This is a genomic window from Suipraeoptans intestinalis (assembly GCF_034091795.1).
Classification (GTDB): domain Bacteria; phylum Bacillota; class Clostridia; order Lachnospirales; family Lachnospiraceae; genus Suipraeoptans; species Suipraeoptans intestinalis.
In genome coordinates this window covers 16,976-33,018 of the sequence record NZ_JAXFXH010000014.1, presented here as the reverse complement: position 1 = coordinate 33,018, position 16,043 = coordinate 16,976, and the positions used below count along the sequence as shown (strand labels likewise).

Below are 16,043 nucleotides of genomic sequence, written 5' to 3'. Positions count from 1 at the left end.
AGAGGAGAGTGAACGTATGAGTGTTGTGATCATCGGCGGAAACGAGCGAATGGAGCAGCAGTATAAAGAAATTTGCAGAAAACACAAATGTAAGGCAAAGGTATTCACACGAATGGTAGGCAATTTGAAGACACAGATCGGACAGCCGGATCTGATCATCTTGTTTACCTCCACCGTAGCACACAAAATGGTGCATTGTGCACTAAAGGAAGCACAGCGGTATGACATACCGGTAGAACGGGCCCACAGCAGCAGCGCCAAGGCGTTGGAATCTGTGCTGGCAGGATGTTGTAGTTAATAGGGGAGCATGGGAAACCATATCGGACAGGGATGAAGGCAGCCAAAGCTTTTATCCCTGTTTTTTGTTAAAATCCGGCAGAAAGAGAACAAAATAGGCTAAGGAGAATGTCTTTTCTTTCTGTAAAAACCATGATACACTATAGGGTATGTAAATAAGGTAAAATCAGAGAGGAATACACAGAATGAGCTATGCAGACAATCTATTTATACAGATGTGCAGGGATATCATAGAAACAGGTACCGATACCAGAGGGGAAAAAGTCCGCCCTGTCTGGGAGGACGGGACGCCGGCTTATACCATCAAGAAGTTCGGAGTAGTGAACCGGTATGATCTGGCAAAAGAATTTCCGGCTTTGACCCTGCGCAGAACGGCCATCAAAAGCTGCACCGACGAGCTGCTCTGGATCTGGCAGAGAAAATCCAACAACATCCAGGATCTAAACAGTCATATCTGGGACAGTTGGGCAGACGAAACGGGATCCATCGGAAAAGCCTACGGTTATCAGATGCAGAAAAAACACATGTACAAAGAGGGGCTGTTTGATCAGGTAGACAGGGTGATCTACGACCTGAAACACAATCCCTACAGCAGGAGGATCCTGACAAATCTTTATGTGCATGAAGACCTGCATGAGATGCATCTGTACCCCTGTGCCTACAGTATGACCTTTAATGTGACCAAGGAAGCCGGACAGGAGAAGCTGACTTTAAACGGAATCTTAAACCAGCGGTCCAATGATGTACTGGCGGCAAACAACTGGAATGTGTGCCAGTATTCTATTCTTTTGCATATGCTGGCCCAGGTGTGCGATATGCAGGTGGGAGAGTTTGTGCATGTGATCGCAGATGCCCATATTTACGACAGGCATGTACCTATGATAGAAGAATTGATCCAAAGAGAACCTTTTCCGGCGCCCAGACTGTGGCTGAATCCGGAGATCAAGGATTTCTACGATTTTACCAGGGAAGACGTAAAGCTGCTGGATTATCAGACACATCCGCAGATCACAGAGATTCCGGTGGCGATATAAGGAGGAGAACAGATGAATCTGATTGTAGCGGTAGACGAAAACTGGGCGATCGGGAAGGGAAACCGGCTGTTAGTCAGCATTCCCCAGGATATGAAGTTTTTTCGGGAAACTACCACGGGGAAAGTAGTGGTAATGGGAAGAAAGACACTGGAGAGCTTTCCGGGCGGGCAGCCCCTGAAAAACCGGGTCAATATTGTTTTGACAAGAGACGCCGGATTCCAGGCAAAAGGCGCGGTAGTATGCGGCAGCATGGAGGAGGTACTGGAAGAACTGAAGCAGTATGCGGAGGAAGACGTCTATATCATAGGCGGAGAAAGCATTTACCGGCAGTTCCTGCCCTACTGCAAGAAAGCTTACATTACCAAAGTGTTCCACAAGTATGATGCAGATACCTATTTCCCTGATCTGGACAGGGAAGAAGGGTGGAAGATGACCCAGGTGGGAGAGGAACAGACCTATTTTGATCTGGAATATATATTTTCCATTTATGAGAGGATATCATGAAGCTATTAAGCATTACGGCGCAGAAGCCTCACAGTACAGGAAGCGGGGTCTATCTGACGGAGCTGGTAAAGGCGCTGCAGCGGCGCCGGGTCTCTCAGGCGGTGGTTTCCGGGATCTACCGGGAGGACGTCCGGGAATTTGAGACAGAGATACGGCACTACCCGGTATGGTTCCAGGAGGATATTCCCTACCCCATAGTGGGCATGTCGGATGAAATGCCTTATCCCAGTACCCGCTACAAGGATATGGATGAGGAAATGACGGCGCAGTTTTTGCAGGGATTCCGGCGCAGGATCTTTCAGGCGGTAACGGAATTTCAGCCGGATGTGATCCTGTGCCACCATTTATACTTTCTCACCTCCCTGGTGAGGGAGTGGTTTCCCCAAAAGCGGATCTACGGGTTTTGCCACAATACGGATCTTTTGCAGCTTCGCCAGACAGCGTTTCAGAAAGAACGGATCCTGACACAGATCAGGAAACTGGATGGAATCTTTGCCCTGCATGAAGAACAGAAAAAAGAGATCGCAGGGATGTTTGGGGTGGAGACAGAAAAGATACAGGTGGTGGGAGCCGGGTATAACAGCCACATTTTTTATACGGAGGGAGACGGACCGGCGGGCGGCCGACCGGAGGATGGAAAGCTGCGTCTGGTATTTGCAGGAAAGATTTCCGAAAAAAAAGGAGTCAAAAGTCTTCTTCGGAGCCTGTGCTACCTGAAAGAGGAAGCGTATCCTCTGGAGGTTTTGCTGGCAGGAGGAGCCGGCAGCGAAAAAGAATATGAGGAGATCCGGAAGCTGGCAGAGAAAGCGCCCTATCCGGTCAGATTTTTGGGAAAACTGCCGCAGGAGGAGCTGGCCGAAGTCTATCGGAAGGGGGATGTATTCGTTCTTCCCTCTTTTGCAGAAGGACTGCCGCTTTGTGTGATCGAGGCTCTGGCTTGCGGGAGCCGTGTGGTCCTGTCAGAGTTTGAAGGCGTCAGACAATGGCTGGACACCTACGTCAGACAGGGGGATATCCGTTATGTGAAGCTTCCGGCGCAGGGAGAACAGGCACGGCCGGAGGAACTGGCAAGGTTTGAGCGGGACCTGGCGAAGCAGATACGGGAAAGTCTGAACCATCCCCAAAAAGGCCGGGCAGATACGGGAGAGATCTCCTGGGATCGGATTGCAGAAAAAGTCATGGAAGCAGTCGCATCTCAAAATTCTGCTGCAGAACCCGGAGGGGAAAGCGGTATCAGCGGATGCCTGAAAACGCTTCCAGGAAAAGGGTTGCGAGAGCAGCCGCTGAAGGCAGGTACAAAAAAGAGGCGTGACAGAAGGTGGAAGAAAAAAGGAACAGAGTGAGGAAAAGGAGGCGGACAGATGAGAAAGATCAGTGGAAATAAGCTGTTGGTCAAGGCGTTGAAGGAGGAAGGGGTAGAGGTGGTTTTTGGATATCCGGGAGCCTGTACCATTGACATCGGAGATGAGATCTATAAGCAGGGAGATCTGCGGATCGTACTGCCCAGGCAGGAAGTGGCGCTGGTACATGAAGCGGACGCCTACGCGCGGACTACAGGAAAGACGGGAGTCTGTCTGGTCACCAGTGGACCGGGAGCCACCAATCTGGTCACGGGACTTGCAACCGCTTACTATGACAGTGTTCCACTGGTTTGCTTCACAGGACAGGTGGCAAGGCATCTGATCGGAAATGATGCGTTTCAGGAAGTGGACATCGTAGGGATCACCAGAAGCATCACGAAATATGGAGTAACGGTACGAAACAGGGAGGAGTTTGGGAGGATCATAAAGGAAGCCTTTTACATTGCCAGAACCGGAAGACCGGGACCTGTTCTGGTGGATCTGCCCAAGGATGTGATGGCAGAGCTGGGAAGCGCAGAATACCCGGCGACTGTAAATATCCGCGGCTATCGTCCCAGTACGGGCGTGCATATCGGCCAGCTGAAACGGGCGGTCAAAATGCTGGAAAAGGCGCAGAAGCCCCTGTTTCTGGCAGGAGGCGGGGTAAACATTGCCGGAGCGGGAGAGCTGTTTCAGGAACTGGCAGAAAGGACGCAGGTGCCGGTGGTGACTACCGTCATGGGAAGAGGCGCCATCGACACCAACCATCCGCTGTTTGTGGGAAATTTGGGGATGCATGGAAAATATGCGGCAAACATGGCGGTCAACGCATGTGACCTGTTGTTTTCCATCGGAACCCGTTTTAACGACAGGATCACAGGAAAACTGCATTCCTTTGCCCCTCACGCCAAGATCGTTCACATTGACATCGACACGGCGGCGATTTCCAAAAATGTCCAGGTGGACGTGCCTGTAGTGGCAGATGCCAAGGAGGCTGTCAGCAGGATGCTGGACTATGTGACGCCTTGCCGGCGGGAGGCCTGGCTTGAAAGGATCGAAGCGTGGGACAGGGAGCATCCGCTGGGAGGGACGAAGAAAAAAGCCGGCATGACACCCAGGTCTATCATAGAAACCATCAATGAGATGTTTGAGGAGGCCATTGTCATCACGGACGTGGGGCAGCACCAGATGTTTACAGCCCAGTACCTGGAACTGACCAGAAAGAAGAGGCTGCATATGTCGGGAGGTCTGGGAACCATGGGTTATGGACTTCCGGGAGCCATAGGAGCCGGGATCGGCAATCCGGGAGTACCGGTGATCGCCATATCAGGCGACGGAGGGATCCAGATGAGTATTCAGGAGCTGGCTACGGCGGTGATAGAGGAAGTACCGGTGATCTGCTGTATTTTCAACAATGGAGTGCTGGGAATGGTAAGACAGTGGCAGAAGCTGTTTTACGGAAAAAGGTATTCCATGACAAATCTGGAAACAGAAACAGAAGTACCAAAAGACTGGCCCTATGTTCCGGATTTTGTCAGGCTGGCGGAAAGCTATGGAGCCGTGGGACTGCGGGTTACCAGACAGGAAGAGGTGAAGGAGGCGTTCCAAAAGGCAAGAGAAAGCAAAAGGACGCCGGTAGTGATCGAATTTATCCTGGATCCGGAAGAACTGGTATATCCTATGATCCAGCCGGGAGGAACATTAAAGGACATGATACTGGACTAACGGGAGGAAGAAAAAATGTATGGAAGCGGAATGAAAAAACGGTGGATTTCCCTGTATGTGGAAAATCAGGTAGGTGTGTTATCCAAGATCTCCGGTCTGTTTTCCGGAAAATCCTACAACCTGGACAGTTTGACGGTGGGAACGACGGAAGATGCCACGATTTCCAGAATGACGATCGCAACCGTCAGTGACGATGAAACCTTTGAACAGATCAAGAAACAGTTGAACAGGCTGGTGGAAGTGATCAAAGTCATTGATTTTACAGATATTTTTGTCCGTATGAAAGAGATCCTTTATGTGAAAGTAAAGAAATGCTCTCCGGAACATAAGGTAGAATGCTTCCAGATCGCGGAGACCTTCAAGGCAAAGGTGATCGACTACGGAAAAGAGGAGCTGCTTTTGGAGTTTGTGCAGACCGCCACCAAAAACGACGCGGTGGTGAAGCTGATGAAGGAGTCCTTTCAGAGTATTGAAGTGGTGCGGGGAGGAAGCGTCGGGATCGAATCCATCAGTATGATGGAACGTTAAGTACATAGGAAATAAGAAGAACAAAGGGTAGGAAATCACGAAAATCGGAGGGATATACATGGATAAGAAAGCAATTGACTGGTCAAACCTGGGATTTGGATATATACAGACAGATCAGAGGTTTGTTGCACAGTACAAAAACGGAGCGTGGAAGGAAGGCGGACTGACAGAGGATGCGACGGTGCGTATCAGCGAATGTGCCGGCGTTCTTCAGTATGCCCAGACCTGTTTTGAAGGGCTGAAGGCCTTTACCACAAAAAAAGGAAATGTGGTCCTGTTTCGCCCGGATCTGAACGGAGAACGGATGGAGGAAAGTGCAAGGCGTCTGGAGATGCCGGTATTTCCCAAAGAAAAGTTTGTGGAGGCGGTGCGCCAGGTAGCAGAAGCCAACCAGGCTTATGTTCCTCCCTACGGTTCAGGGGCCAGCCTGTATATTCGGCCGTATATGTTTGGAAGCGATGCGGTGATCGGAGTAAAACCTTCAGAAGAATATGAATTCCGTGTGTTTGCCACTCCGGTGGGCCCCTATTTTAAAGGCGGGGCAAAGCCCATCTCCCTTCGGGTATGCGACTATGACAGAGCGGCGCCTCACGGAACCGGCCACGTGAAAGCGGGACTGAACTATGCCATGAGCCTGTATGCGATCATGGACGCCCACAAGCAGGGGTATGATGAAAATCTGTATCTGGATGCAGCCACAAGGACGAAGGTAGAGGAAACAGGGGGAGCGAATTTCCTGTTTGTCACGGAAGACGGCAGACTTGTGACGCCGAAATCGCCTACGATACTTCCCTCCATCACCAGACGGTCTCTTCTTTATGTAGCCAGGGAATACCTGGGAATGGAAGTGGAGGAAAGAGAGGTCCTGCTGGAAGAGGTGGAAAGCTTTGCAGAGTGCGGTCTTTGCGGAACGGCGGCGGTGATTTCCCCGGTAGGAAAGATCACAGACCACGGAAAAGAAATCCTGTTCCGAAGCGGAATGGAAAAAATGGGACCGGTTTTGCAGAAGCTGTACGACACGCTGGAGGGTATCCGCCTGGAGGAGATTCCGGCGCCGGAAGGGTGGATCTGTAAGGTCTGCTAAATGCATGGAAAAAGAGAGGGAAACTTTGTGGAAGCTTATACCAATTTTGCACAGGTATATGATGTGTTCATGGACAACGTGCCGTACGCGGAATGGGCGGCATACATTGAAGAGATTTTAAAAAGCAGAGGGATCCGGGACGGACTGGTGCTGGATCTTTGCTGTGGCACAGGCAGTCTGACGGAGTGTCTGGCCGAGGCCGGTTACGATATGATAGGAATAGACCGGTCTTTGGAAATGCTGGAGATCGCACAGGAGAAAAAACTGAGTTCCGGAAGGGATATTCTCTATCTTTTGCAGGACATGAGAGAATTTGAACTGTACGGAACGGTGCGGGCCGTTGTCAGCGTCTGTGATTCCGTCAATTATATCCTGCAAGAGGAGGAACTGGAAAAAGTCTTTCGCCTGGTCAACAATTATCTGGATCCGGGAGGCATTTTTTTCTTTGATTTCAATACCACCTATAAATACGAAAAAATCCTGGGAGAGCAGGTGATCGCAGAGGATCGGGAGGAATGTAGTTTTATCTGGAACAACTTCTATCACGAGGAAAAGAAGAAAAACGTCTGTGACCTGACCTTGTTTGTCCGGGAAGAGGAGGATCTCTACCGGAAGTTCCAGGAAACACATGTACAAAGAGGATATACGCTGGGAGAGATCCGGCGGCTTTTGCAGCGGAGCGGACTGGAATTTTGTCAGGCGTTTGATGCCTATACAGGAACCCTGCCCCGTTCCTGCAGTGAGCGGATCACAGTGGTGGCAAAGGAGCAGGGCAAAGGAGAAGGAGAATCGGGCAGATGAAAGATTATATTGTAAGAGCAACGGCGGCAAACGGACAGATCCGGGCGTTTGCCATTACCGGGAAGCACCTGGTGGAAGAGGCAAGACGGCGGCATCAGACCAGCCCGGTGGCGACAGCGGCGCTGGGCAGGCTTTTGTGTGCAGGAGCCATGATGGGAAGCATGATGAAAAATGAAACGGATATGCTGACGGTACAGATACAAGGAGACGGTCCGCTGGGGGGAATCACGGTAACGGCAGACAGTCATGCCAATGTCAAGGGGTATGTGCGGCATCCGGATGTGATGCTGCCGCCCAAGAACGGAAAGCTGGATGTGGGAGGCGCTGTGGGCATCGGTCTGATTCAGGTGATCAAGGATATGGGGCTGAAGGAACCGTATTCCGGACAGACGATTCTGGTATCCAGTGAGATCGCAGAGGATCTGACCTATTATTTTGCCAATTCAGAACAGGTGCCATCTTCTGTGGGACTGGGTGTTCTGATGGAAAAAAACAACCGGGTGAGCTGTGCAGGAGGATTTATCATTCAGCTGATGCCTTTTGCGCAAGAGGCGTCCATTGCACAGCTGGAACAGAATCTAAAGGAAGTGACCTCTGTAACAGAACTTCTGGAACGGGGAGAAACACCGGAGAGTATGCTGGAGATCCTGCTGCAGGGACTGGATCTGGAGATCCATGACAAAGTAGAAACCAGATTTTTCTGTAACTGCTCCAAGGAGAGGGTAAAGCGGGCTGTGGCAAGCATCGGGAAGCAGGATCTGAAAGACCTGATCCTGGAAGGAGAGGATATGGAAGTCCGGTGTCACTTCTGCAATCAGGCATATCTCTATACGGTAGAGGAATTAAAAGAGATCATGAAACAGGGAAAAGTCTAAGGGAGGACAAAAACATGCGGCATGGGTTTGTGAAAGTGGCGGCTGTCACACCTCGGTTACGAGTGGCAGATGTTCCATACAATACGCAGGAGATCTGCAAAAAAATGGAAGAAGCATCCAGACTGGGAATAAAAATCACGGTATTTCCGGAGCTTTCCGTCACCGGATACACCTGCGGGGATCTGTTTGCCCAGGATCTTCTGCTGCAGGCGGCAAAAGAGGGGCTGAAAGAGATCGCAAAAGCTTCCGGGGAGATGGATGGTCTTTTCTTTGTAGGGCTTCCGCTGGAACAGGAAGGAAAGCTTTATAATGTGGCTGCGGCGGTAAACCGGGGAAGGATCCTGGGCTTTACCACCAAGTCTTTTTTGCCGAATTACGGGGAGTTTTATGAGATGAGACAGTTTACGGAGGGACCCAAGGAGCCGGAGGAGATTTTGTTTGCCGGAGAGAGGCTCCCCTTTGGACCGCAGCTGATCTTTGAAGAAGAGACCATGAAAGAACTGAGGGTGTCGGCAGAGCTGTGTGAGGATCTGTGGTCTGTGGAATCTCCGGGGGCAAAGGCAGTACAGAAAGGGGCGGTGATCCTGGTAAATCTGTCTGCCAGCAATGAGCTTTTAGGGAAAGCGGAATATCGGAGAAATCTGGTGCGGATGCACGCAAGCCGTTTGGTGTGCGGGTATGTCTATGCCAATGCGGGAGAGGAAGAATCCAGCACAGACGTGGTGTTTTCCGGACACAATATGATTGCGGAAAACGGAGCCATCTTAAAGGAAAGCCCGGTGTTTACCCAGGAGATCACCGTCAGTGAGATCGACGTGAAACGGATCCTCGGTGAGAGGCGAAAAAACACGACTTTCCATCGAAGAGAGGGTGTGACGGACAGGATCCCGTTTTCTGTAGGATGGGAAGAGACGAAGCTGAGCCGATTCATATCTCCAACCCCCTTTATCCCCGAAGAAGCCACGAGAGGAAAGGTGTGTGAAGAGATCCTGACCATTCAGGCCAAGGGATTACAGAAAAGACTGGCACATTGCGGCGGAAAGAGTACGGTGGTGGGGATCTCAGGGGGACTGGATTCCACGCTGGCTCTTTTGGTCACAGTCAAAGCATTTGATTATCTGGGACAAGACAGAAGCGGGATTACGGCCGTCACCATGCCCTGTTTTGGTACGACGGACAGAACCTATCAGAACGCCTGCCGGATGGCGAAAGGACTGGGAGTGACCCTTCGGGAGATCCCTATCAAAGAGGCGGTGCTGCAGCATTTTGCGGATATTGGACACAGCAGGAACGATCACAGTGTAACGTATGAGAATGCGCAGGCCAGAGAACGGACACAGGTGTTGATGGATGTGGCCAACCAGACCGGTGGGATCGTGGTAGGGACGGGAGATCTGTCAGAGCTGGTGCTTGGCTGGGCAACCTATAACGGAGATCATATGTCCATGTATGCAGTCAACAGCTCTGTTCCCAAGACCATGGTCCGGTATCTGGTGGAGCATTATGCCGGAACCTGCGGAGACGCAAATCTGCAGGCAATCCTGGAAGATGTGCTGGACACTCCTGTGAGTCCGGAACTTCTGCCTCCCAAAGAGGGGGAGATTTCGCAAAAGACAGAGGATCTGGTGGGGCCCTATGAATTGCATGATTTTTTCATGTATTACACGTTGCGTTTTGGATATGAACCGGGGAAGATCCTTCGACTGGCGCGGCAGGCATTTGCAGGGATCTACGAAGAAGAGGTGATCTATCGGTGGGAAACCGTCTTTTTCCGCCGGTTTTTCGGTCAGCAGTTTAAACGCTCCTGCCTGCCGGACGGCCCTAAGGTGGGAACGGTAGCGGTGTCTCCCAGAGGAGATCTGCGGATGCCAAGCGATGCAGGCAGCACGGTCTGGCTGAAGGATCTGGAAGAAGAGTGGGGAAGGCTCCATTCAAAATAAATACGCAGAAGAAAAGAGGAAGGGTAGTGATAGAGAAAACATCTATGACTGCCCTTTTAATATAGAAAAAATAGATCAATAAACAACAAAGGCAGGGATTGCAAATTACATCAATATATGCTATGTTAAAAACAGCTAGATAAGAAGGCCGATCGGTTACGTCAGTAGTTTTTACTCTGGAGGTGGACAGGAAAGGAGGAAAAGTTCGCCTGTAAACGAAACAACGGTTTGTAAGGAGGGAAAATATGAAGAAAGTAGCGGCGGTTTTTATGGGTGTTTTAATGATGACATGCTTGGGAGGAACCTTAGTGAGTTGGGCAAATAATCACGGTGATACATACTATAGCTTGTACTATAACGGAGACGGAGGCGATGTGCAAACTCCGATTAGAGCTAAGACAGATGCTTCTTCAGCTTATATTTATCATCAGGGGAATGTGTCAGCTTATGTTCAGGTAAAAAGTAACGGAATAAATCTTACGGATGGCGCATATCATTATCATGTAAATGTGGGTCAGGCAAGATATTTATATAATCTAGTTTATGAAAGAGGATACAGAAGTTGTTGTTTGCAATTAACACCAACTACTCACAGCCCCACTACACTACATGGCGTATGGAGCCCGGACAGCATCTAGGTGAAAGAAATGAAAGGAGGGGACTCAGACACAGGGCAATAGTTTTTGTGGAGGGGAATACCCTCCTTTTGTAGAATTTTCTGGTGTTTCAAAACGAAGGAGAACATGCTATGGATAAAAAGCGAGGAGTAGGCGTGGCAATTACAGTGATTACCATCTGTGTGGCAGCAGGGACTCTGTGGATGGCGGGGAAAGCCAGATATGGGAATCAGGATGTTTCGAGGGAAAGCAAACAGGAGAAGAAGGGAAAGGAGGACCGGAAGGCAGAAAAAGAATCCGACCAGTATGCGATAGACCGGGCGGCAAGTATGGGAGAGACCATTCAGATAGCAGATGTGGAACAACGCTTTGACTGTGTGGTAAAGAGCGCGGCTGTTACAAAGACGCCGGAGGGATTTCAACTGCCGACATCCCCAGAGGATTGGATGTGGGATCAGGAGAGTATACAGATAGATGAAACCGGACAGATCAGGAATGAATATTCTTATGTGATCGTAGATTTAAACATCACGAATCCGGCACAGAAAGAACAATTCATGTATCTGAACACGATCTATCTAAGAGCCGGGGGGATGGAAGAAGAAGCAGCGGAGGCCTTTATGCGGGGAGATAGGACTGTGGAAGAAAGTGACGGGCACAATTATATGGAGTTGAGATTACAGCCGCAAGAAAGCAAAGATCTGAAGCTGGTGTACATAGAAAAGGACGAAAAGATAGAAAAGCGGGAGGCGTATCTCGTGTTTAATCTTACGGGAGCTTATCAGGATGGGGTGCGTAATGAATATGTGAAAGCGGTCAAATTTACCTGGGGGCAATAGGGGCCGGCGTATGGACCGAAGGATGGAGGCGGAACGTGAGTGAAAAAAAGGGTGTCTTTCTGAAAAGCAAGATAAAATTTGGGGCGGAAAGCGCAGGGCTTGTTCTGATTCTTGCTGTGATCCTCAGCCAAAGTGCAAACCGATATCATTTGTTGGCGACAGTATGCGTCTGTGACTTTTACAGGAACGTGCAGGAGCCGTTTCTGTTTGGGGTGTTGATCATGCCTGTCATCCTGTTTCTGCTTCTGGAACAGACAAAGGATCGAAAGACTTTGAATTATTATTGCCGGATGCAGGGAAGGATATTCCTTTGGAATCGGATCGTGAAGAAGGTGTTGTGGTACTCTGGGATCTTCACCCTCCTTTTGGGCGGAACAGCCTTTGTGGTGGGGCGGCTAAAAGCAGGCAGCCTGTGCAACTGGGATCAATATGAAAGTGTGTTTTATATGAGAAGTCAGATGCTGGTATCTGTCTCCTGGGTATGGGTGATGGCAGTCAACCTGCTGCTGATCTGGATAAAGATCACAGTTTTGGCTCTCCTCCATCAAGTCTTTCTTTTGCTTCCGAAATCACAAAAATACATTTGGCTTTTGGTGGTGGCGCTGGGAGCGATTGAAGCGTTTCAAAGAGGGAGATTTTTCTTTCTGGTATTTTATCCGGAAGATTTTTTGTGGAACAGGAAGGGATGGACGATGGGACTTTTAGCAGGAGGAATCGTGCTGGCGGCAGGTGTGTATGTCATAGGCAGGAGGATTTCCGGCAGGAGGGATATACTGGATGTTTCTTAAAAAAAGCGGCGTATATGTGATGAATTTTCTGAAAATGTATAGTTTCCCCATTCTGATCGCGGTATGCAGCTGCCTGACGTTTGCGATAAGAATAAAAAATGAAAGAATCGTGTCGGGAACAGGCTATCAGATGGGAGCAGGAGATTTTTACCTAAATTTCTTCGGAGGCAGCGAAGTGTTCGAGGCGAATCCCCGTTCTCTTTTGAAGATTCCATATTTTTTGTTCGTGTATGCTGCCTATTTCCTTTTGCTGCAGAGTATCCAGCGAGAGCGGGAATATTCGGAAGCCGGCAGACAGAGGATCGTGCGAAGAAGGAAGCGGACACAGATATGGACCCGTCAGGTTTTTCGGCTTTGGAAGAGTGGGGCGATCTGTTTGCTTTGTACGGTTTTGGTATGTGCTGTGGCAGGGGTTTTTGTGTTTCGGGGAGGGTGGCAGATCCATTCTCTTCTCCAGGAAAAGGTGGCAGGTCTGGAAGTAGGGATTTTAAGACAGGGCGGCGGATGGCAGCTGCTGGTACCGCCTCTGGCGCTGATGACGTTGGCTACCTTACAGGAGACTTGTGCGTTGCTGCTTTCTCCAAGACTGAGTTATCTGCTTTTTGTTTTTTATTTTTTTAGTGGTCTGTATTGGTGCGAGGAAGGATTTTTGGGAAATGGAATGATGTTTTTGAGAAACGTTCAACTGACCGGAAGAGGAATCGATTTTCGACTGGAGATATGGGTTTTACTGGGAATACAGGCTGCGTGTATGGGGATAGGGTATTTCTTGATTCAAAGAAAGGATATATGGTGAGCAATGTATTTAGAGATAAAAGGCGTGTCCAGACAGATTAAGCAGGAAATGGTCCTGAATCAGGTTGATTTGCAGATGGAAAAGGGGAAGGCCTACCTGCTTTTGGGAAAAAACGGGGCGGGAAAGACGATGCTGATGCGGGCCATCAGTGGGTTGATCCGTCTGGATGAGGGAGAAATATGGATCAATGAAAAGCGGCTTTGGAAGGAGATCTCTTTTCCCGAAAGCATGGGGATTTTGTTGGAAAACCCCGGTTTTGTGAAAGCATATAGTGGATATGAAAATCTGATGCTTCTTGCCTCCATCCGCAAAAAAGTAGGGGAAAGGGAGGTGCTGCAGGCGCTGGAAAAGGTGGGGCTGAAAGAAAACATGCATAAGAAGTATCGAAAATATTCTCTGGGAATGAAGCAGAAGCTGGGAATTGCAGCAGCCATTTTTGAGCAGCCGGATCTGATCCTCCTGGATGAACCTACCAATGCGCTGGATGAAAAAAGTGTGCAGGATTGTCTCAAAATTCTGCGGGAGGAAAAAGAAAGAGGAGCCTTGCTGCTGATCTCCAGCCATAATCCGGAGGAATTTATGGATCTGGCAGATGAAATGATCTACATGGATGCAGGCCGCATTAAGAAAAAGGAGATGAAATGTTGAAAAAGCGGATCATATACGTGGGAGTGATGCTTCTTCTGGCAGGTCTGTGGCTGTTTCGATTTATCCATTTGAATCAGGCCTATCCCAGGCCGAAGCTGTTGGAAAAAAAGGTGGGAGAGGTGATCGCATATACCAGGGACGTGGATATCTGTGTGACAAAGACACGATTTCTCTCCAGAAGCGAAGATACCAGATTAATGGAAGCAGTCAGTGATACGGACACCGGGGAAAAGGATGACATTCTGATTGTGCAGATGGAAGCAGTGAACCATAGTGATAAAGAATCCCTGCTGGATCTGACGGAGATGTGTCTGGAAGCGGAAGGATATACAAACGGAGTTGGAATGACGGAGTTTTCGGCTCTGAATCAGGGGGAACCACTTCGGCAGACGCTGGCGCCCGAAGAGAAAAAGGTATTTGAAATCCCGTATCTTTTTTACTACTCCGACAGAAGCAAGAGAGAAACACTGCTGGCACATGACTTTTTTATTACCTACAAGCTGTATCCGGAAAAATGCAGAATAGCCATCGGGCCCATGCAGGAGAAAAAGGAGAAAAAATGAAAAAAGTCTATCAAATGGAAATCAAGAGAGCATTTCAGGGACTGTCTTACCGGATCACCTTGCTTATAGGCTGTGGGATCTCTCTTTGTCATGTGATTCGATGTGGCATCCCGCATTATCGATATCTGCGAAGCCTGGGCGGAGTATACAAAGGACTGTTACATCCGGTGTCGGCAAGTGAACTGTGGATGGGCGGGAATACCTACAACATAGAGGGATTTGTATTTTATGCCATACTTCCGCTTCTGGCAGTGTTTCCGTATGGACAATCTTATTATGAAGATGTAAAAGGAGGATTTATCCGACAAATTTACAGCAGAGAGCAAAGAAGCAGCTATCTGAAGGCAAAGTATTTGGCGGTATTTTTGTCGGGAGGAACTGCGGTGATCATTCCCCTGCTTGTGAACTGGCTGGGAACCCTGCTTTTTGTGCCAAACCTTTTGGCAGAATCGGCGCTGCAAAGTAATAACATCACCTATGAGAGTTTGTGGAAGCATCTTTTCTTTACAAAGCCGGGGCTCTATCTGGGGATTTTTTTGGCACTTACCTTTGTGTTTGCGGGGATTTACGCTACGATGGCATTGTCAGTCAGTTTTTTTTCAGAATGGAAGATTTTTGTATATACCTTTCCTTTTTTCATACAGATGGGAATTTACACCATTACAATGCTAATGGGAAAGCTGGAATTTTCCAATGTATATTTCTTAGTGCCGGGATTTGGAATTACAAGTGCAGGAGTTCTGGCAGGGCATCTGATCATCGGATTTTGTTTGACGGCCTTGCTCTTTTATATCCTGGGCAAAAAAGAGGACATTCTATAAAAGAATTCTAGAGGGCGTTGTTTTAGAACTGCTGTCAGGAAGATACCGCAGACTCACATCATGCAGGAGTCTGCGGTATCTTTTGCTGTATTTCAGAAATTGAAAAAATGCCGTAATCCCGGGATATAGCAAGATAACGGCATTTTTATGAGCAGACTATTCAGAAAGCTTGATATTTTTAAACAGATCTCCCAGGCTGGTACCGATCTTCTCGGATTTGGGGATCTCCACTTTTTCTTCCGGCTCTTCGATGGCTTCCTCCAGCGCTTTCATGCTGAGGCTGATCTTTCCGTCTTTGAGTCCGATGATCTTTACCTGTACGGTGTCGCCTGTATGCAGGACATCTTTTGGATGCTTGATGCGCTTCTGGCTGATCTGGGAAACATGTACCAGGCCGGACAGCCCGTTCTCCAGACGGACAAAAGCGCCGTAATCCTGAAGAGATTCTACCGTACCGGAAGTTACGCTTCCTACTTTGACGGCAGCGATCTTTTCTTCCAGCTCTTTTTTCTCCTTTTCCTTCAGGATCTCTCTGGCAGAGAGGATCAGGCGGTTTTCAGCCTGGTCTGCCTCGATGACGCGTACTTCGATATCCATGAGAAGGCAGGACTCCAGATCTTCGATGTACGAAAGGGAAATACGGGAAGCAGGAATAAATCCACGCAGTCCCTCCACCATGGCAATGGCGCCTCCGTTGACGATCCCTTCGATTTTAACGGGAAGTACGGTCTTTTCTTCCAGGTACTTCATCACCAGGTTCCAGGGATTGGCATCATCAAAATGCTCCTCCAGATCCTGCATTGTAAGATTGGTTTCTTCTTGTAATAATTCTTCGCTCATGAC

The 16,043-nt window shown here is 49.0% G+C and carries 18 protein-coding genes; 17 read left to right on the top strand and 1 reads right to left on the bottom strand.

All coding sequences use genetic code 11. The annotated features are described in order from the left end of the window. Window positions 1-16 precede the first annotated feature (16 nt). The 17 genes from SOW26_RS04760 (at window position 17) to SOW26_RS04680 (ending at window position 15,200) form a co-directional block, all read left to right on the top strand. The gene (locus SOW26_RS04760; RefSeq protein WP_154478440.1) at window positions 17-298 is read left to right on the top strand and encodes a DUF2325 domain-containing protein; all 282 of its coding nucleotides are present in this window, start codon (window positions 17-19) and stop codon (window positions 296-298) included. A 184-nt stretch (window positions 299-482) separates the two neighbouring features. Next, window positions 483-1,331, top strand: coding sequence for a thymidylate synthase (thyA, locus tag SOW26_RS04755; RefSeq protein ID WP_154478442.1), 849 nt, complete (start codon window positions 483-485; stop codon window positions 1,329-1,331). 12 nt (window positions 1,332-1,343) lie between these two features. Continuing rightward, window positions 1,344-1,835: a dihydrofolate reductase gene (locus tag SOW26_RS04750; protein WP_154478444.1), complete on the top strand. Its 492-nt coding sequence runs from the start codon at window positions 1,344-1,346 to the stop codon at window positions 1,833-1,835. Continuing rightward, window positions 1,832-3,178 (top strand): glycosyltransferase family 4 protein, encoded by a 1,347-nt coding sequence (locus SOW26_RS04745; RefSeq protein ID WP_320651978.1) that lies wholly within the window; start codon window positions 1,832-1,834, stop codon window positions 3,176-3,178. Before SOW26_RS04750 ends, SOW26_RS04745 begins: the two co-directional genes overlap by 4 nt. An 18-nt stretch (window positions 3,179-3,196) precedes the next feature. Further along, window positions 3,197-4,900 carry a biosynthetic-type acetolactate synthase large subunit gene (gene ilvB / locus SOW26_RS04740; protein ID WP_276958736.1) on the top strand — a complete coding sequence of 568 codons (1,704 nt, stop codon included), beginning with the start codon at window positions 3,197-3,199 and terminating at the stop codon, window positions 4,898-4,900. A gap of 15 nt (window positions 4,901-4,915) precedes the next feature. Then, complete coding sequence (gene ilvN / locus SOW26_RS04735; RefSeq protein WP_154478450.1) at window positions 4,916-5,428, top strand: acetolactate synthase small subunit; 513 nt, start codon at window positions 4,916-4,918, stop codon at window positions 5,426-5,428. Window positions 5,429-5,486: 58 nt separating this feature from the next. Then, window positions 5,487-6,512: a branched-chain amino acid aminotransferase gene (locus tag SOW26_RS04730; protein WP_154478452.1), complete on the top strand. Its 1,026-nt coding sequence runs from the start codon at window positions 5,487-5,489 to the stop codon at window positions 6,510-6,512. 27 nt (window positions 6,513-6,539) lie between these two features. After that, window positions 6,540-7,313 (top strand): class I SAM-dependent DNA methyltransferase, encoded by a 774-nt coding sequence (locus SOW26_RS04725; protein ID WP_276958735.1) that lies wholly within the window; start codon window positions 6,540-6,542, stop codon window positions 7,311-7,313. Continuing rightward, window positions 7,310-8,188 carry an Hsp33 family molecular chaperone HslO gene (hslO, locus tag SOW26_RS04720; RefSeq protein ID WP_154478456.1) on the top strand — a complete coding sequence of 293 codons (879 nt, stop codon included), beginning with the start codon at window positions 7,310-7,312 and terminating at the stop codon, window positions 8,186-8,188. The genes SOW26_RS04725 and hslO overlap by 4 nt, the downstream gene beginning before the upstream one ends. A gap of 14 nt (window positions 8,189-8,202) precedes the next feature. Further along, the gene (locus SOW26_RS04715; protein ID WP_154478458.1) at window positions 8,203-10,128 is read left to right on the top strand and encodes an NAD(+) synthase; all 1,926 of its coding nucleotides are present in this window, start codon (window positions 8,203-8,205) and stop codon (window positions 10,126-10,128) included. Window positions 10,129-10,373: 245 nt separating this feature from the next. Continuing rightward, window positions 10,374-10,766 (top strand): DUF2712 domain-containing protein, encoded by a 393-nt coding sequence (locus tag SOW26_RS04710; protein ID WP_320651977.1) that lies wholly within the window; start codon window positions 10,374-10,376, stop codon window positions 10,764-10,766. A gap of 110 nt (window positions 10,767-10,876) precedes the next feature. Continuing rightward, window positions 10,877-11,584 (top strand): hypothetical protein, encoded by a 708-nt coding sequence (locus SOW26_RS04705; RefSeq protein ID WP_320651976.1) that lies wholly within the window; start codon window positions 10,877-10,879, stop codon window positions 11,582-11,584. Between the two features lie 35 nt (window positions 11,585-11,619). After that, the gene (locus tag SOW26_RS04700; RefSeq protein ID WP_320651975.1) at window positions 11,620-12,372 is read left to right on the top strand and encodes a hypothetical protein; all 753 of its coding nucleotides are present in this window, start codon (window positions 11,620-11,622) and stop codon (window positions 12,370-12,372) included. After that, window positions 12,362-13,168 carry a hypothetical protein gene (locus SOW26_RS04695; RefSeq protein WP_320651974.1) on the top strand — a complete coding sequence of 269 codons (807 nt, stop codon included), beginning with the start codon at window positions 12,362-12,364 and terminating at the stop codon, window positions 13,166-13,168. The genes SOW26_RS04700 and SOW26_RS04695 overlap by 11 nt, the downstream gene beginning before the upstream one ends. A 3-nt stretch (window positions 13,169-13,171) precedes the next feature. Continuing rightward, window positions 13,172-13,816 (top strand): ABC transporter ATP-binding protein, encoded by a 645-nt coding sequence (locus SOW26_RS04690; RefSeq protein WP_276958607.1) that lies wholly within the window; start codon window positions 13,172-13,174, stop codon window positions 13,814-13,816. Continuing rightward, window positions 13,810-14,379: a hypothetical protein gene (locus SOW26_RS04685; RefSeq protein ID WP_320651973.1), complete on the top strand. Its 570-nt coding sequence runs from the start codon at window positions 13,810-13,812 to the stop codon at window positions 14,377-14,379. Before SOW26_RS04690 ends, SOW26_RS04685 begins: the two co-directional genes overlap by 7 nt. Then, window positions 14,376-15,200: a hypothetical protein gene (locus tag SOW26_RS04680; RefSeq protein ID WP_276958609.1), complete on the top strand. Its 825-nt coding sequence runs from the start codon at window positions 14,376-14,378 to the stop codon at window positions 15,198-15,200. The genes SOW26_RS04685 and SOW26_RS04680 overlap by 4 nt, the downstream gene beginning before the upstream one ends. 156 nt (window positions 15,201-15,356) lie before the next feature. Here SOW26_RS04680 and SOW26_RS04675 read toward each other — a convergent pair whose 3' ends face one another. Then, window positions 15,357-16,040 carry a S1 RNA-binding domain-containing protein gene (locus tag SOW26_RS04675; RefSeq protein WP_276958610.1) on the bottom strand — a complete coding sequence of 228 codons (684 nt, stop codon included), beginning with the start codon at window positions 16,038-16,040 and terminating at the stop codon, window positions 15,357-15,359. Window positions 16,041-16,043 lie beyond the last annotated feature (3 nt).